Genomic DNA, 15653 nt, shown 5'->3' with positions numbered 1-15653 from the left:
GCCGTGCCGTTCGGCGAGGCAGGCCTCCAGCGGCTCCGGCTAGTTCTTGTAGCCGCCGTTGGACTTGATGTTGGCGTCGATCGCCTTCACGGCGTTGTCCAGGGTGGACTTGGCATCGGCGCCGTTGAGGATGTCCTGCACTGCCTTGCCGTACTCGGTGGCGATGAAGGGGTAGGCGGGGGTCTCCGGCCGCATCACGGCATATTCGCGGGAGAAGTCCATGAAGATCCGGTTGGCGCCGCCTTCGGCGAACGCCGGGATCTGGGCTGCCGCCTCATTGCTGGCGGGGATGGCGCCGGTGGCCTTGGCTACCGCTGCGACGTTCTCCGGCTTCAGGGAGTAGGAGAGGTAGTCCATGGCAGCCTCGGTGTTGCTGCACTTGCTGGTGACGCCCCACTGCCAGGAGGCGCCGCCGATCTTGGGGCCTTCGCCAAGGTCGACCGGCGGCATGACCGCCAGGTCCTCCCCGAGCGCGGCCTTGGCCTTGTCCGCGGCCCATGAACCCGTGTAGACGATGGCGCTCTTGTTGTTCAGGAAGTCCTGTGTGGAGTCCTTGCCGCTCTTCTTGGCCATGAAGCCCTGGTCGGCCAGGCCGCGGAACCACTCCGCCCACTGGACTGCCTTGTCTCCGTTCAGCGCACCGTCCGCGCTCTGGAAGCCGTCCCTGTTGACCAGGTCTCCGCCGAAGGACTGCAGGAAGGGGGAGTAGGCGTACGGAAGCCACTCGCCGGTGCCGGCGGTGCCCAGGTCCAGCGGGTACTCCCACTTCCCCAGGGCCTTGAGCTTGGTGAGGGCGTCCTGGAACTCCTCCTTGGTCCAGGGCTTTTCCATGGTGGCAACCCGCACGCCCGCTGCCTTCAGGTCAGAGGTGCGCGCCATCATGGCCAGGGCGACGTCGTAATAGCCCACCGCGTAGGGCTTTCCGTCCCATTCGGCCACTGTGCTGGGCAGTCGCTTGGAGAGGTCTGCCTTCAGTTCGAGCGGCTTGAGGTAGCCGGCCCAGGCCCAGTTGGGCACGTTGGGGCCGTCGATGTCCACGATGCAGGGGAGGTTGCCTGCGGCTGCGGCGGAAACTACCGAGTCGTTGTAGGAGTCCTGGGGGAAGGCCTGGACTTTGATTTTCACTTTGTCCTGGCTGCTGTTGTAGGAGTCCACGATCTTCTGGACCGCGGCCAGTTCGTCCGGGTTGCCGGCGTTGTGGGTCCAGAGGGCAATCTCGCCGGACCCTTCAGTGGAGGAGGAGGCGCTGCCCTTGCCGCAGCCGGCGAGGGTGGCAGTGAGGGCGACGGCGGCTATGCTGGTCGCCAGGACCTTGGTGAGCAACTTGTTCATGGATTGGTCTTCCTTCTTTGGACAGAGGGGATTGATGCGGGTCCTGCCGGGAACGCGGCCGCTGCAACGGCTGCGTTCCCGTTTTTGGGGGGTTTGAGTGGCGTGACGGCTGGTCAGGCCGGCGTTGCCTTCAGTTGGTGGGTGGAGCGACGGAGTGCCGCTCGACGGGCGGGCAGGGTATCTTTTCGTGCACCCGCGGCGCGGAGGGGTCCTCGAGTTCGTTGAGGAGTTTCAGGACAGCCCAGCGGCCCATCTCGTAGTGCGGGAGCGCCAGGGTGGACAGCCCCGGCCAGAGCGCGTCGGCGATGAGTTCGAGGTTGTCCACGCCCACGATCGAGAGATCGGCCGGGATGTCCAGGCCCAGGTGGCCGGCCGCCTGGTAGGCGCCCATGGCCATCTGGTCGTTGAAGCAGAACAGCCCCGTGGGGCGCTCCTGGGCGGAGAGCAGTTTCAGTGCCGCTTCCCGGCCCCCGGCGGTGCTGGGGTGTGCGGTGACCAGGCGGTGTGCCGGCAGCTCCAGGCCATGGCGGGCCAGGGCTGCGCGGAACCCCTCGAGGCGTCCGTGCGCGGCGGGGATATCGTCTTCGTTGTTGATCATGGCGATCCTGCGATGGCCTGCAGCGACCAGGAGGTCGGCTGCGGACGCGCCGGCACCGGACTCATCCGGCACCACGGAGGACAAGCCGGCGTTGTCCGACGTCGCGTCCAGGACAATGGTGGGCATTGCGCCGAGTTCTTCCGGTACGGACACGAGCTGGTTGTACATGCGGGCATAGATCACCCCGTCCACCTGGTGCTGCTGGAGTGCACGGATTTCCTGCCGCTCCAGTTCATTGTCGAGGCCGGAGTTGACCACCATCAACAGGTGACCGTGTTCGGAGGCGGCGTCCTGGGCGCCCTGGATCATGGCACCGGCAAAAGGGGTGGTGGTGATTTCGTCGCTGACCAGCCCGAGGATTTGGGAGCGCTGGTTGCGCAGGCCGCTGGCCAGCCGGTTGGGTGCGTAGCCGAGATCGCCGGCTACGGCTTTGATGTGCTCCACCGTGCGGGCGTTCACCCGCGAGCTGTGCGCTTCGCTCAGGGCGTGCGACACGGTGGTCACGGAGACGCCTGCGGCTTTTGCCACGTCCCGGATGTTTACCTTGGTCGCCATTGACACTGCTCCTTTGCAAAACGTTTTGTATGTTGCCTGCATCACTATATGCAAAACGTTTTGTGGGCGTCAAGGGGCGGGCTCGACCATTTGTCACCGGCCAGCGCGGGTAGGCTCTGGCTATGGAAGCTGTGTCCTCTGTCTCGGTGGTCATCCCCACACGCGATGACGCCCCGCAGCTGAGGACATGCCTGGCCTTGCTTGCCCGGCAGACCAGGCCTGCCGACGAGATCATCGTGGTGGACAACTCGAGCACCGATGACACCGCTGGCGTGTGCGCCGCGGCTGGTGTCCGGCGGATTGTGGTGGACCTGCCGGGCATCCCGGCCACCGCGGCCGCCGGTTTCGATACCGCTTCAGGTGGGATCATCGCCCGGCTGGACACCGATTCGCGTCCGCCGCAGGACTGGCTCGAACGCATAGAGCGCATCCTCAGCGCTGCCGGCCCGCTGACCGCCGTCACCGGGCCGGGCGATTTCTACGGCGGCAACCGGTTTGCCGGCTGGGCTGGAAGGCACCTGCTCCTGGACGGCTACTTCAGGATCGTTGCGTTCCTGCTGGGCCACCGTCCGGTTTACGGCTCCAACTTCGCCCTCCGCAGCGAGGTCTGGGCCGGCATCCGCGACGCCGTCGTCCGGGACAACGCCCTGGTCCACGATGACCTGGACATCTCCTACCGCCTGCGGCCTGACATGGAGGTCATCTACGACCCCGCACTGAGGGTAGGGGTCTCCGCCCGGCCCTTCGCCAGCTGGGCGGCATTCCGGCGGCGCGTTGTGATGTCCGTGGTGACGTTCGGCGTCGAGTTCCGCCATGAGCCGCCGCTGCGGCGGAGGCTGGAGCGCATGCGCTGGCGCCGCTCCCATCGGCAGGACTCCCGCTAGGAGGGTCGGTCCGCCTTGGCATAGAGCGCCAGGAGGCCCCGGCTGAACTCGTGGGGCGAGGTCTCGCACGGGCTATGGCCACCCCGGTAGACCCCGATGCGCGCCTGGATTGCCTGTGCGAACAGACGGTGGAGCCTGAGCGGCCACAGGTCGTGTTCTCCCACCGCCACAAACTTCGGCAGGGACGCCTCAGCCAAGGTCTGCCGAAGATCCGGGGCGTTCTGCATCAGTGTGTAGATGTCGCGCACGGAGGCCCGCCGGGTAAAGCGGAACCGGTAGCTGACGAACCGGCGCCTGCCCGGCGGAACCCGCACCACCCGGCTGCTGCGGATGCCCCAGATCAGCAGGGCGGCGCCGACCCGGCCGTTCACCCAGGTGCTGAAGCGGCCGACCCGGCTCACCCCCCGGAAACTGGCACCCGGTTCAGGCGGGCAGCTGAGCAGGGTCAGCGACCGGAACAGTTCGGGGCGCTGGGCGTAGGCGAGCTGGGCGACAATGCCGGCGAAGGAATACCCCACCACGTGGGCGGGCGTAGCTGTTGTTTGCAGGACCGCCAGGAAGTCGTCGACGAACAGGGCGTAGTCGTAGTGCTTCCTGGGCGGAACGAGGTTTTCCGGGCCTGCCCCTGCGGATTCATACTGGCCGGCGAGGTCATAGCTGAGCACAAAATACCCGGCGGCGGCGAGGCTGGGCATCATGAGCGAGAAGTCCTCCTTGGAGCCGGTGGCGCCTGGCACCAGCACGACCGCGGGATCCCCGGGATTGCCCAGGGCAAGGCCTGCAAGGGTGCCGCTGGGGGCGGTGATGCTGCAGCGGACCGATCCCGGGGGAAGGACGGACCAATCGACATCGCCCAGTTCCGCGTCCAACAGGGCGGCCGCATCCACCCGGGCGGAACCGAATTCCTCCGGGTCGATTCCGTAGTCCCGTGGCTCCGGCTCCAGCATGCTTCAAAAATAGCCCAGCGGAGGGGGCTTAGTCAGCCGCCGGGGCCGGAGCCTGCCGCGTCACCTTCCGCACGAAGGCGTGCAGGCGCCGGTACACTTCCTGCGATTCCGGGTAACGGTAGTCCTGCTGCCAGGTGTGTTCGGTGTTGGTGCTGCTCCAGCCGTAGACCAGGGTATCCACCGGCACGGCATGCTGCCGGAGCCGCTCGATGAAATTGAGGTTCGCCCGGTAGAAGAAGTCACGCTCCGACGTACTGACGAACACCGGCGGGTGCCCGGCGTCGAGCCATTCGATCGGGGACATGAACGCGGCAGCGGCCTTCAGCCGTTCAACGGCAAAGCCGGACGTCGCCGGCCTTTGGAAACGGCGCGCCGGCGCAGCAGCGGACGGCAGCAGCATCCGGACAAAGTTCAGGCTCAGCACGAAGCCGCGCTCGAAAAACACGGAGAAGTCGACCGCGCTGCAATGCTGCACCAGCCCCTTGAGGTGCTCCCGGGCGAGGGCGGGCCGGAGCGCGTAGTGGGCGGCCAGTTCCGGCCGCAGGCTTGCGGCGGCCAGCAGCGCTGCGATCTGGCCGCCGGCGGAATCACCGCCCAGGACCAGACGCTGCGGATCGCCCCCAAACCCGCCGATATTTTCAGCCACCCAGGCCAGCGCAGCATTCGCGTCATGAAGGACATGGCCCAGATGGAAGCGGGGTGACAGGCGGTAGTTGACGTTGACCACCACCATCCCGCCCAGCGCCTGGCTGGCACAGTATTTCGTCACCGCCGCCTTGTCCCCGGACGTCCAGCCCCCGCCGTGGAAATAGACGTAGACGGGAAGGGGCCCTCCCGTTCCCGTCTCCCCGGCGCAGGAACCCGCTGCGTCCAAGGGAGTGAGCACATCCAGCTGCTGGGCGCGCAGGCCCTTCCCCGCGTAGTCGACGTCGTGCGTGTATCCGACCTCGGTGATTGGATCCGTGTTGAATCTTGCGCGTTCCCGTGGGCCCACAGCCAGCATCAGCAGGCGCCATGTCCACACAGGAACACGGCGCAATACTCCCCGGGCACTGCGGGCAAAGGAAAAGGCGCTGCCGGAAGGCGGGGCCACCGCGGTCATTCCCCAATATTACCGGGCCGTAAGCGTCAGTCGCGGCCGGCCTCAAGGATGCGCCGCGCATCCTCCTGCGCTTCGAGGGCTTTGTCGCTGACCGGCTCGCCCTTCAGGTGGCCGGCGGCGGCGATCATGCTTCGCAGTTCCGGGACGGTCCGCGGTACTGCCACCTGGTGGTGCGCCATGGCGTGGCAATTGGGGCACAGCGGTACGAGATCGGTGATGGGATCGAGCTGGTACCCGCTTCCCACTATCTCCGGCGGCACCACGTGGTGAACGTCCAGCGCATCGCTGCCGGCTTCACCGTAGGCGGTTTCGAGCGACAGGCCGCAGGCCGCGCAGGAGGTCCCGTGGAAGGCCAGGCACACCCGGCGCGCGTCGGCGTCCCGCTCGTACCGGTTCACCACGGTCCGGCTGACTGCTTCCGGCGGAAAGGTGCCGGAAACCAGCTCTTCCCAGCCGGCCGCCGTCGGGCCCTGCTCCCGCCACAAGCGGCGAAGGCCAGGCTCGGCTGACGGGGTCAGGGCCATGGCGGCCCCGCCGCTTGCGTTGTCCCACGGCACACCGGGCACAACTGCGCGGAGCGTATCGGCACCTATCTGTTCGCCAAGGGGGAGCAGCGCGTCGAAAACGACCGTGACACACCAATCCCCGGCGCCGGACGTGCTGTCGGCGACGGGCCGGAACGGTTCGGACATCACCATTCCATGCCCTATGAGCCCGGTATCCGTGTCACTGGTGCCCTGCAGCAGGAGCCACGCTTCCGTCCCGGGCCCGGCGTTCCAGCGCGGACCGATGCTCCAGCGGTCCAGGTATTGCCCGGTCACCGCAACGTGCTCGACGACGGCGTCATAGTTCCAGCGGTTCCATGCCTTGATGTCCCACCCAAGAATCAGTGCAGACACCTGCTCACCTTGCGCGTTCGGGACTCAGATGGGTTCCTTGGCCAGCGCTTTGGTCTTGGCCGGTGTCTCACGTCCGAGGCGCTCATCAAGCGTGACGCGCAGCCGGGCCGCAGCCACCTGGACCCGGTGCTCGGCGGGGGTCGTGGTCTTCTTCGCCGGCTTGGCGGCGGAGTTCCGGGGAGCATACACAAACCGGTGCTCAGGAGATGCCGCACTCATGGTCCAACCTCCCTGGTGTTGTTTTCATCCGTCGTTCCATTCTCGCCCAAGTTCGCATCGCCGTCCATGAAGGCCGGCCCGCCCTCCTGGTCAAGCCCCTCCCCGTTGTCTTCGCCGGCGACGCTCTGCCAGGCAATGTCGAACAACTCCAGCTCCTCAGTGCGGGCGAGCTCGCTGCGGGCCAGGACTTCCAGGGTGGCCAGGCCTAAAGCCTTGGTTCCTTCATCGCCGTCCAGCGCGCGGTCCAGGGCCCACTGCGTCCGCCGCCACCATTCCGCCCGGCTGTCTGCCTCGGTCTTTTGCGCCAGGGCCGTCCTGTCCGCAGTGGTGCGTTGCTTCAGCGTGCGCCAGTTGATGTAGAAGGCAAGCAGGGCAGCGGTGAGCACCGCCAAAGGGCCAAGCCCGGCGAGGATCACCCACCAGTCGGCAGGGCCTGAGTGGACCATAACGTCCAGCGGTGTGGGGGAGGGGGCAGGGGTCACCCAGCCAGCTTAGGCACGGCTCCGGCCGCAAGCCGGCGGACACCCCGCAACCGCTCAGGCGGAGATGGAGACCTTCAGTGCCTTCGTCTTATCAGCCGTCTTATCAGCGGCCGCGGCGGGAGACGAGGACAGGCCCGCGGGCGTGGTGGAGGACGGCGTGGGCGGTGGACCCCAGGGTTTCCTTGACCGTCCCGTAGCCTTTGGTTCCCACAACCAGCACGGCGGCGCCTTCAGACGCCTCGAGAATGGCTGCGGCCACGGAATCGCCGGACAGGAGCTTCCCCTGCACGTCGACTGCGGGCGCGAGGGCGGCTGCGGCCCGGACCGCAGCCTGCAGCACGTTGTCCCCGGGGGCTTCCTTTTCCGGTCCTGCAAGTTTGGGCCGTGCGTGGCTTTGACGTACATGGACAACGATGAGATGTGCCCCTGTACTGGCGGCCAGGTGGCTGGCGTCCTCCAGCGCGGCCGGGGATCCTGACCCATTGACTGCGACGACGACGGGACCGGCCGGGTGCAGATCCTCCCGGATGACGGCAACCGGGCAGGCGGCAGTTGCGGCCAGTTCCAGGCTGACGGACCCGACGAGCAGGCCCAGGAATCCGCCCAGGCCGCGGCTGCCGACCACCAGCATCCTCCCGCCGGCTGCGGCCTCGGCGAGGAGCTGGGCAGGAAGCCCGTGCAGCAGCGTGCCCCTGATGTCCAGGCCCGGCCCCTCCGCCCTGGCGCACGCAATGCCCTCCTCGAGGATGGACCGGGCAGACTGCTCCAGGCCGCTGCCGGAAACTCCCGGGACTGGTCCCAGGTGCCTGGTCAGGAGTGGCCACAGCGAACAGTGCACCACGTGGAGGGGACTGCGGGCAGCCTGGGCCTGGCGGACCGCCCACCGGACAGCAGCCGCCGCCTCGGCCGAACCGTCAAAGCCGGCGACTATGGTTCTGGGATCCTGCATCCGGCACCGCGCTCCTCATCAGGGGACCTTAGGCCCTGTGGCGGGCCCGTTTCCTGGCTCCATCCTGATTCTACGTAGTGAGGAGCAGCGCATGTCCGCCTGGCAGGAAGTCATCACCCCTGGCCGGTTTGACGGCCAGACAGTCATCGTCACCGGGGCAGCCTCCGGCATTGGATTAGCGACGGCGATGCGCGTCGCCCGGGAAGGCGGCCGGGTGGTTGCCAGCGACCTCAGCCGCGAGGGCCTGGACAAACTGGTGGCAGGGAACAGGGAGCTGGACTTCGTGCCGGTCGCCGGAGACATCAGCCAGGAAGACGTGGTGCAGCAGGTGGTTGCGGCTGCCGGCACCAGGATAGACGCGCTCGCCAACGTTGCCGGCATCATGGACAGCTTCCAGCCGGTGCACGAGGTCGACGACGACACCTGGGAACGGGTATTGAACATCAACCTGACATCGATGATGCGATTGATGCGTGCGGTGGTGCCGGCGATGCTGACGGCAGGCTACGGCTCCATCGTGAACGTCTCCTCCGAGGCGGGGCTGCGGGGGTCCGCCGCAGGCGCCGCGTACACCGTGTCAAAGCATGCTGTCATTGGCCTCACCCGCAGTTCCGCAGTGATGTACGCACGCAGGGGAATCCGTGTCAACGCGGTGGCCCCCGGCGGCACCAGGACCAACATCCACGCGGAATTCAAATCCCAGCTGGCCACCGAGGTGCTGGGACCCTTCATGCAGGTAAACGTGCCTCCCATCGCCGAAGCGGGTGAACTCGCTGCCGGAATCACGTTCCTTCTCAGCAGGGACGGAACGAACATCAACGGCGTGGTGCTGGCCTCCGACAACGGGTGGAACGCGGTGTGAGGTTCCGCAGCACGGTAGCCGGAGTTGCTGCCATTTTCATGGCGCTGACGGCATTCCTGCTGGGCGGCGCCGCCGTCGCGCTCGCCGTTCCGCCGGTCGGCGTGGACATCCAGGACACCGCAGGGGTACTTGACCGGAACTTACTGCTGCCCGCCCTTGAAGGGCTGGACTTCTATGAGCCAACCAAGGTTGTCGTCTACACCTACAACGGCCGGGAAGCAGACAACCTCAACGAGGAGGTGCTGAGGTTCGCCAGGACCCAACACCCGGAATGGATCAGTCCGGACGGGCAGAAGTGGGCCGACGGGCTGTTCATCTTCGCGCTCGATCCTGTCGGCCGCCACGTGGGCACCTACATGGGCGAAGACCGGAAAGTGTCCCTCGAACAGCGCAGCGACATCCAGAACGCGGCAAAGGACTTGCTGCGCGACGCCCAATGGACGGACGGAACCATAGCCGGGGTGCGGCGTGCAGCCGAACTGATCAACCAGCCGTGGTACCGCTCCGCTGCCTTGGTTGTCACGGCCTGGGTGGCGGGGGGCCTCGCCGCCCTCGGCGCCGCAGCCTGGTTGATTGTCCGGGCCGTGACCAGGGCGTCTTGCCACAAGCAGCTGGAACGCGGAGACCGCAGCTACGCCAACGTCAGCATGGACCTGGAGGTTACGGAGCTGAACGCCGGCACCATCCCCGCATCGTCGAAGTACGGCAGCCAGGTCCTCGAGAAGCACCGCTCATTCCTGAACCGCTACAACACCGCCAGCGAGCTGTCCAGCCGGGTACACGCACTAAGCAGGCGCTCGCTGGGCAGCCGCAGGAACCTGAAACTCGTCCGGGAATACGCCGATGCGGCGGCCGAGCTTGACGCCCTCGACGATGTCATCGCCGACAGCAACGCCCTGCTGAACCGGGCCGGGACCTGGCCGACGGCGTGGGACCGGCAGCTCGCGCCGTTCCGGAGCGACCTGGCCGGCCTGGAACAGCTGCTGGCGAAGCGGCATGGGCAGGGCGAATCGGCTACGGCGGCCGCGCTGCGTTCCTTCCGGGATCACAGCCTGCGGGACATCGAACGCTGGACGGGCGAGCTGGCGGAGGGGCGGATGACACCGGAAAATGCCCTCGACCATTTGTATGACGCCCGTTCCCGGCTGTCTGTGCTGTTACAGGAACACGCCGAAACCGTTATTCACGCGTTCGCGAAAAACGATCGGGAGGAGCGCCTGATGCGCGAACAGATGGAGGGCGCCCAGGAAGGCGCGGACCACCGCCGGCGGCGGACCTACGAGCCGAGCATCCTGGGCACGGTCTATCCGTCCTACTACTTCTTCTCGGTGGCCACTTTTAACTCGGGCCTCAATTCCGGGGTCAGCAGCGTCAACTCGGCGCGGGGCGGGGGCGGAAGCACTACCGGGTACGGGAGCAGCGGAGGAAGTTTCTCGGGCTCAGGCAGTTCCTCGGGCTTCTAGCGCTGCCCTCCGGCATGCAGCACGGGCACAATCCTTCCGGTACCGCGCCCGGAAACGGAGGTTAGGCAGCACCCCGGGATCCGAGGGTGCCCGGGCGTGCGCGCCGGACGTCGCGCCCTGGTGCCGCGGCGAGGACGAGGCTTGGCGGTGTGGCGGCACGCGGTGCGGCGACGTCCTTGATAAGGCCCATTCCCGCGCACTCCCTGACATCTTCGATGGCAGCGGCAGCCGCCCGTTTATCGCTGAATTGTCCTGACACCGCCAGTACCTTGCCGTTGGCTGCAACCAGCCGGAAACGGATCTGCGCGTCTTCATCGACAAACAGTTCGAACGTACCCGCCATAAGCCTTTGTTCTCCTCAACGTCCCGCCTCCCCTGAATGTGGAGGCTCCAGTGGTCCGCAAGCGGTCCAGCAGGCCACGCAAGTCCCAGCCACTGTGCGTTTTTCGGCCTCCATCCACCGTCCCAGAGGACAGTCCCGCGGATTAGGGACCAAAGTCCCTGATCCTCCGGCCGGCCGGTGCTAGGGGAGCTGACCGGGACAGCCGGACCAGGGCGATTCCGGTTGCGGCGAACCACGCCCAGAGGAGGACGCCGTAGCCCCCGTAGAATTCCGGCAGCACATGCCGCAGGACTTCGGCAGCCGCGACGTACCGGTCGCTGAGGTAGACGAGGTTCAGGGAGCCCCGGCTGCTGACCGGGAGTGCGAGCAGCAGAGCCGAGGGCAGGCCGCCGAAGACCAGCGCTGTGAGGGCGAGGCTCTTCCGGACGGTAAACAGAGCGACGAAAAGCGCCGCGAAGACCAGTACCGGAAGGATATCGGGCAGGATCCACAGGATTTGCTCGGCCACGTAGCCCGGCTTGTTGGCGGCTATGAAAAGGAGGGTGGCTTCCCCGCCATGGACCGGGGGAGGGGCAAGAAGGTCAAGCCCCAGCGCCGCCACCAGGAGGAAGACAAAGAGAAGCGCTCCCACGCCTGCGAGGAGGTAGAGAGGCTGCCAGCCCTGTGCGCCATGGTGGGCTGAGGGGCCGGAAGCCGTCGTGCCTGGGCCGGTCATGCCTGCACTGTTCCATCCCGGCACCGCACCCGGTAGTGCCCTTTGTCACGTGCTCCTTCCTGCTTCTGCTCCTTTCGCACGGTGCACCGGTGGCGACCTTCGGCCCTGGTGGGGACCGGTTCGGCGATCCTACTCTTGGCAGTGCAGTGGGCGGTGACAAAGCGCCTCCGTCCAGGAACCGCACTCCGGAGGTAGACACATGGCGGCAGAGGAACGACTCCGCATAGAACTTGAGGATGCCGCCTCCAGCAAATGGTGGGCCCGCATCCTGTACACCCTGGGCTCGCAGTACGGCAGGACGCAGCTGCGCTTTGTTGGCAGGACTCCGGAGGGGCGCAGGCTTTATGCCAGCGACACCTTTCCCGGGCCACCGCTGAACGCGACCCCGCCTGAGGAGAAGTGGGCGCCGGGCCTGGAGGCAAGCCTGGCGCAGTTGCGCGGGGACATAGCGCGTGACGGGTGGCTTGAGACAGGCCACGGCACACAGCCCTGGGAGCTGACATTCACCCGCCGCCCCGCCCGATAGGGCCGGGACGGTTAGGGTCGGGGGAAGCCCGGGTCGGGGGGATAGCAGGCCGGGTAGATGCCACTCATGGAATGGCGTGGATTGAATGGCGGGGCAGGGGCCTCAAGCGACGGGCCAGACCACCCTGGTCTGCCACGTTGCCGGGTCAGGCTGCTCCCGCGGATCACTGAGGTAGTACTCCCACATCACATCCGCTGGGACGGCGCCGTCGGCTTCCATGCGCTGCCTGATCGCGTCGTAGGTAGCGGTCAGCGTGTCATAGGGGCCGGTGTGGATCGCTTCGAACGCATCGGTTTCCGGAAGCGCCGCGGCCACCACGTCATCCGTCCCCGTGAAGTGCCCGGCGACCGGAAAACCCGCTTCCACGTCGACAGTTTCGGTGGGCATGCCGCGGTACAGCGCAAAGGGCGGACCGGCCGGGCTGGCGCCCTGTGTCTGGACGGCGGCCATGACGGCGCCGAAGGCCCGCTCGAAGAAGCCGGGGAGTGAGTCCATGCGGACTTTTTCACGCACCACGGCGACGGGCTGGCCGGTCAGGTGGATCCTTCGGGGCTCTTGGCTGTTCCCATTCATCCCACAAGGCTCAGCCATGACTCCGTCCTGCGACAGGGCACTAGGACTCTAATTTCCAGAGGGCAGAGGGCAGAGGGCAGAGGGCAGTGGACAGCGCTCGGTGGACAGCTCCGGTCGGAAGCGGTCACAGGTCAGCCGGCTGCTTCGTAGGCTTCACGCATCCACTGCAACACCTCGTCGTCCAGTTGGGAACTGTCCCGGAGCTCCAGGTGGTGCATCCAGGTTCCCGGGGACGGCTGGACTATTTCCTTGAAGCGGGGTGACCCGGTGTTCCTCGGCAGCGCCAGCGACAGGACAAGCGGGACCGTGGACTTGACGTACATGCCGGGGCGCCAAAGATACGCGAAGCCCCGGCGGCGCCGGAGCACTACCTGGCTCTTGGAAACACGGACTTCCATCGGCCCCAGGCTGTCCGCCATCCGCTGCACCGCCTGGTAGAGCGCATAGGCGGGGGCTGCGCCCTCGAAGAACCGCTCCAGAGTCCACGGCTGCGTGCCGGGAGGCGGGCTGTCGGGGCGGGTCATCAAGGTTCGGGTTCCCGGCGCACCCCAGCCGCGAGCCCTGCGTCGAGGCCGGCGGCCCAGGCAGGGGCGCGCTCCACCTCACCGCTGAGCAGCGGGCCCTCGCTGCCCTTGACGTAGAAGGCTATCGGGTCGCCCACGATGCTGGCGCCGGCACTCTTGAGGGCCTTGGTCATCTTCCCCGCGGCGTCACCGTGGATGAAGAGCTTGACCCTGGTATCGAAGGCGGCCGCCTTCACACCCGCCAGCCCCCGCCCCGCCAGGTCATCCAGCACCTTGCTGATCTTCGGGGTCGGCCGCCAACCGTTGATGGGACTGCCGACGACGAGGAGGTCACCGGGATGCAGCGCGCCGGCGTCGAATCCGTCCACAGGAACAGCGGCCCCGCCGCCCAGGTGCGATGCCACCGCCTCCGCGATGGTCCGGGTGTTGCCGTAGGCGGAATCGTACAAGACAATCGCGTTCATGCCGGTCCTTTCCCGGAAATCGACTTCCCGGAAATCGACGCTGTCCAGGGAGCTCCCCTCCACGATGGGCCCTGCCGCGACTTGTCGGGAGGGCCGAAAGTCATGACCGCCCGTCCACGTTAGCGCGCAGGCGGGGCGAAGTGCCCTACCGCAGGCAACGGCAGGGCCGTAGGCTCGCTTTATGCGTCGTGACCGCTCCCGGCCCGGGTACCCGGGATGAGGAAACAGGCGCCCCATCCGGGGGTGTCTCCCGGAAAGACAGCCCCGGCTGCTGGAACCGGTGACCCGGGGCTCCCCGCCGGGAACCGGCTGGTTCGCTTCATCCGGCTGTATCCCGTCGTCGCCCTCACCTGCCTGGTGTTGCTGGCCGCGCTGCTGTTGCTGCAGGCCGGCCTCGAACCGCAGGTGAGGGTGCTCGGTTCGGCGTACGCCGGCGTGGTGGTGCTGGCCCGCGTGCCGAAAATGGTCCGCGCCCTGCGGGAGGGGCACTGGGGGATTGACCTGCTGGCCCTCATGGCCGTTGCCAGCACGATCGCGGTGGGCGAGTACCTTGCCGCGCTGGTGGTCATCCTGATGCTGACCGGCGGGGAAGCGCTGGAAAACTTCGCGCAGGGCCGTGCCGCCCGCGAGCTAAGGTCACTGCTGGACAGGGCCCCGCGGTTCGCACACCGCGAAGGCGCGGCCGCAATCCTCGACGATGTCCCCATCGGCGATGTGGCCCCGGGGGATGTGCTGGTGGTCCGCCCCTCCGAACTGGTGCCTGTTGACGGCGACCTCCTGTCTGCTTCCGCCAGCCTGGACGAATCATCCTTGACGGGGGAGAGCCTGCCCGTGGAGCGGTCCCGGGGAGAGCTTCTGCTCAGCGGCTCGGTGAACGGCGAAGCGGCCATCCGGATGCGGGCCACGGCCACGGCGGCCGAGTCCCAGTACAGCCGCATCATCGCCCTGGTGGAGGAAGCCTCCAGCAGCCGCGCCCCGGTTGTCCGCCTCGCTGACCGCTATGCCGTTCCCTTCACCTTCCTCGCCTTCGCGATGGCAGGCACCGCCTGGTTCCTGGCCGGCGATCCACTGCGCTTTGCCCAGGTGCTGGTAGTCGCCACCCCCTGCCCGCTCCTGATCGCGGCGCCCGTGGCGTTCCTCGCCGGAACCAGCCAGGCCGCCCACAAAGGCATCATCATCAAGAACACCAAGACGCTGGAACAACTGGCCAAGGCCCGCACCGCGGTGTTCGACAAGACCGGAACCCTCACTTCAGGGCGGCCCGTCCTGGACCACATCCGGGTACGCGACGACGGCGCGGATGCCCCCGCCAGCCCCGAACGGATCCTGCAACTGGCGGCATCCGCGGAACAGTATTCCTCGCACGTCCTGGCAGCCTCCGTCATCGAGGCCGCCAGGACAGCCAGGCTTGAACTGTTGCCCGTCCAGAACGCCACCGAATCGGCGACGCAGGGCGTGGAGGCCGTGTGCGCCGGCCGGCGGGTGGTGGTGGGCAAAGCGGGCCTGGTGCGCAGCGTTTCGACGGGGTTCCGGGAAACGGCGCTCCAGAGTGGACAGCTGGCCGTGCACGTTGCCATCGACGGCATGTACGCCGGTGCCCTGGTGATGAAGGATCCGCTGCGCCACGACGCCGTCGCCACACTGGCGCGGCTGCAGGGGCTTGGCGTGCAGAACACGATGCTGCTGACCGGGGATGCCCACGCGACCGCTGCCCACATCGCGGAAGAGGCCGGCATCGGGAGCGTCCAGGCGGAGTGCCTTCCGGAGGACAAAGTCCACGCGGTGGCGGCCATTGCGGACCGCCCGGTGCTGATGGTGGGTGACGGGGTGAACGATGCGCCCGTCCTGGCCGCAGCGGACGTGGGTATCGCGATGGGAGCCAAGGGCGCCACAGCGGCCAGTGAATCGGCGGACGTGGTGGTGATGCTGGATGATCTTTCCAAGGTTGCCCAGGCGGTTGCCATCGGGAAGCGGACCGTGGCGGTGGCGCTGGTGAGCATCTGGACCGGCATTGGACTGAGCATCGGGCTGATGGCCGTGGCCATGACGGGCTACATCCCCGCCGTCACCGGGGCCCTGTTGCAGGAACTGGTGGACCTGGCAACAATCCTGAATGGCCTTCGGGCACTCCACGGCGGCGAACGGAAACCCTGACACAGCCGGCCGGGAATGACTTTAGGCCCTTCCCGCAGCCCACACGAGCCGGGAACGTGGTG

Annotated in this window: 18 protein-coding genes; 5 read left to right on the top strand and 13 right to left on the bottom strand. The window is 67.2% G+C overall.

Going from position 1 to position 15653, the window contains the following annotated elements:
* Positions 1–39: 39 nt before the first annotated feature.
* Positions 40–1332 carry an ABC transporter substrate-binding protein gene (locus AC3IMC_RS03160; protein ID WP_490916984.1) on the bottom strand — a complete coding sequence of 431 codons (1293 nt, stop codon included), beginning with the start codon at positions 1330–1332 and terminating at the stop codon, positions 40–42.
* Positions 1333–1462: 130 nt separating this feature from the next.
* Positions 1463–2485, bottom strand: coding sequence for a LacI family DNA-binding transcriptional regulator (locus AC3IMC_RS03155; RefSeq protein WP_490916983.1), 1023 nt, complete (start codon positions 2483–2485; stop codon positions 1463–1465).
* Positions 2486–2607: 122 nt separating this feature from the next.
* On the opposite strand from AC3IMC_RS03155, the gene AC3IMC_RS03150 reads away from it, so the two are divergent.
* Positions 2608–3369: a glycosyltransferase gene (locus tag AC3IMC_RS03150; protein WP_490916982.1), complete on the top strand. Its 762-nt coding sequence runs from the start codon at positions 2608–2610 to the stop codon at positions 3367–3369.
* Here AC3IMC_RS03150 and AC3IMC_RS03145 read toward each other — a convergent pair.
* The 6 genes from AC3IMC_RS03145 to AC3IMC_RS03120 all read right to left on the bottom strand — a co-directional run bounded on the left by AC3IMC_RS03145 (position 3366) and on the right by AC3IMC_RS03120 (position 7967).
* On the bottom strand, positions 3366–4316 hold the full coding sequence (locus tag AC3IMC_RS03145; RefSeq protein WP_490916981.1) for an alpha/beta fold hydrolase: 951 nt from the start codon (positions 4314–4316) through the stop codon (positions 3366–3368). The genes AC3IMC_RS03150 and AC3IMC_RS03145 overlap by 4 nt on opposite strands.
* 28 nt (positions 4317–4344) lie before the next feature.
* Positions 4345–5418 (bottom strand): alpha/beta hydrolase, encoded by a 1074-nt coding sequence (locus AC3IMC_RS03140; RefSeq protein WP_490916980.1) that lies wholly within the window; start codon positions 5416–5418, stop codon positions 4345–4347.
* Positions 5419–5444: 26 nt separating this feature from the next.
* Entirely contained in the window at positions 5445–6317 is an 873-nt protein-coding gene (locus AC3IMC_RS03135; protein WP_490916979.1) for an HNH endonuclease, read from the bottom strand.
* A gap of 24 nt (positions 6318–6341) precedes the next feature.
* Positions 6342–6536 carry a hypothetical protein gene (locus tag AC3IMC_RS03130; protein ID WP_490916978.1) on the bottom strand — a complete coding sequence of 65 codons (195 nt, stop codon included), beginning with the start codon at positions 6534–6536 and terminating at the stop codon, positions 6342–6344.
* Positions 6533–7018, bottom strand: a complete 486-nt coding sequence (locus tag AC3IMC_RS03125) for a hypothetical protein (RefSeq protein WP_490916977.1) — start codon at positions 7016–7018, stop codon at positions 6533–6535. The genes AC3IMC_RS03130 and AC3IMC_RS03125 overlap by 4 nt, the downstream gene beginning before the upstream one ends.
* Before the next feature lie 103 nt (positions 7019–7121).
* Positions 7122–7967, bottom strand: coding sequence for a universal stress protein (locus AC3IMC_RS03120; protein WP_490916976.1), 846 nt, complete (start codon positions 7965–7967; stop codon positions 7122–7124).
* A 91-nt stretch (positions 7968–8058) separates the two neighbouring features.
* On the opposite strand from AC3IMC_RS03120, the gene AC3IMC_RS03115 reads away from it, so the two are divergent.
* Together AC3IMC_RS03115 and AC3IMC_RS03110 are read left to right on the top strand one after the other, a co-directional pair.
* Positions 8059–8829, top strand: coding sequence for an SDR family NAD(P)-dependent oxidoreductase (locus AC3IMC_RS03115; protein WP_490916975.1), 771 nt, complete (start codon positions 8059–8061; stop codon positions 8827–8829).
* Positions 8830–8867: 38 nt separating this feature from the next.
* The gene (locus AC3IMC_RS03110; RefSeq protein WP_490917111.1) at positions 8868–10292 is read left to right on the top strand and encodes a DUF5129 domain-containing protein; all 1425 of its coding nucleotides are present in this window, start codon (positions 8868–8870) and stop codon (positions 10290–10292) included.
* 61 nt (positions 10293–10353) lie between these two features.
* Here the strand turns inward: AC3IMC_RS03110 and AC3IMC_RS03105 are convergent, their stop codons facing one another.
* Together AC3IMC_RS03105 and AC3IMC_RS03100 are read right to left on the bottom strand one after the other, a co-directional pair.
* Positions 10354–10635 (bottom strand): YegP family protein, encoded by a 282-nt coding sequence (locus AC3IMC_RS03105; protein WP_490916974.1) that lies wholly within the window; start codon positions 10633–10635, stop codon positions 10354–10356.
* Between the two features lie 142 nt (positions 10636–10777).
* Entirely contained in the window at positions 10778–11350 is a 573-nt protein-coding gene (locus AC3IMC_RS03100) for a hypothetical protein (protein WP_490916973.1), read from the bottom strand.
* Positions 11351–11549: 199 nt separating this feature from the next.
* Here AC3IMC_RS03100 and AC3IMC_RS03095 point away from each other — a divergent pair, with 199 nt between their 5' ends.
* Entirely contained in the window at positions 11550–11876 is a 327-nt protein-coding gene (locus AC3IMC_RS03095; protein ID WP_490916972.1) for a hypothetical protein, read from the top strand.
* 102 nt (positions 11877–11978) lie between these two features.
* Here AC3IMC_RS03095 and AC3IMC_RS03090 read toward each other — a convergent pair whose 3' ends face one another.
* The 3 genes from AC3IMC_RS03090 to AC3IMC_RS03080 form a co-directional block, all read right to left on the bottom strand.
* Positions 11979–12449 carry a GyrI-like domain-containing protein gene (locus AC3IMC_RS03090; RefSeq protein WP_221385899.1) on the bottom strand — a complete coding sequence of 157 codons (471 nt, stop codon included), beginning with the start codon at positions 12447–12449 and terminating at the stop codon, positions 11979–11981.
* Between the two features lie 131 nt (positions 12450–12580).
* Entirely contained in the window at positions 12581–12973 is a 393-nt protein-coding gene (locus AC3IMC_RS03085; RefSeq protein ID WP_490916971.1) for a DUF5655 domain-containing protein, read from the bottom strand.
* Positions 12973–13437, bottom strand: a complete 465-nt coding sequence (locus tag AC3IMC_RS03080; RefSeq protein WP_490916970.1) for a flavodoxin family protein — start codon at positions 13435–13437, stop codon at positions 12973–12975. The genes AC3IMC_RS03085 and AC3IMC_RS03080 overlap by 1 nt, the downstream gene beginning before the upstream one ends.
* 216 nt (positions 13438–13653) lie before the next feature.
* Between AC3IMC_RS03080 and AC3IMC_RS03075 the strand changes: the two genes are divergently transcribed.
* Positions 13654–15591, top strand: coding sequence for a heavy metal translocating P-type ATPase (locus AC3IMC_RS03075; protein WP_490916969.1), 1938 nt, complete (start codon positions 13654–13656; stop codon positions 15589–15591).
* Positions 15592–15653: the final 62 nt, after the last annotated feature.

Source organism: Arthrobacter sp. E70 (assembly GCF_058266945.1).
Note: the sequence above shows the minus strand (reverse complement) of the source record. Positions and strands in the feature narration are given on the sequence as shown.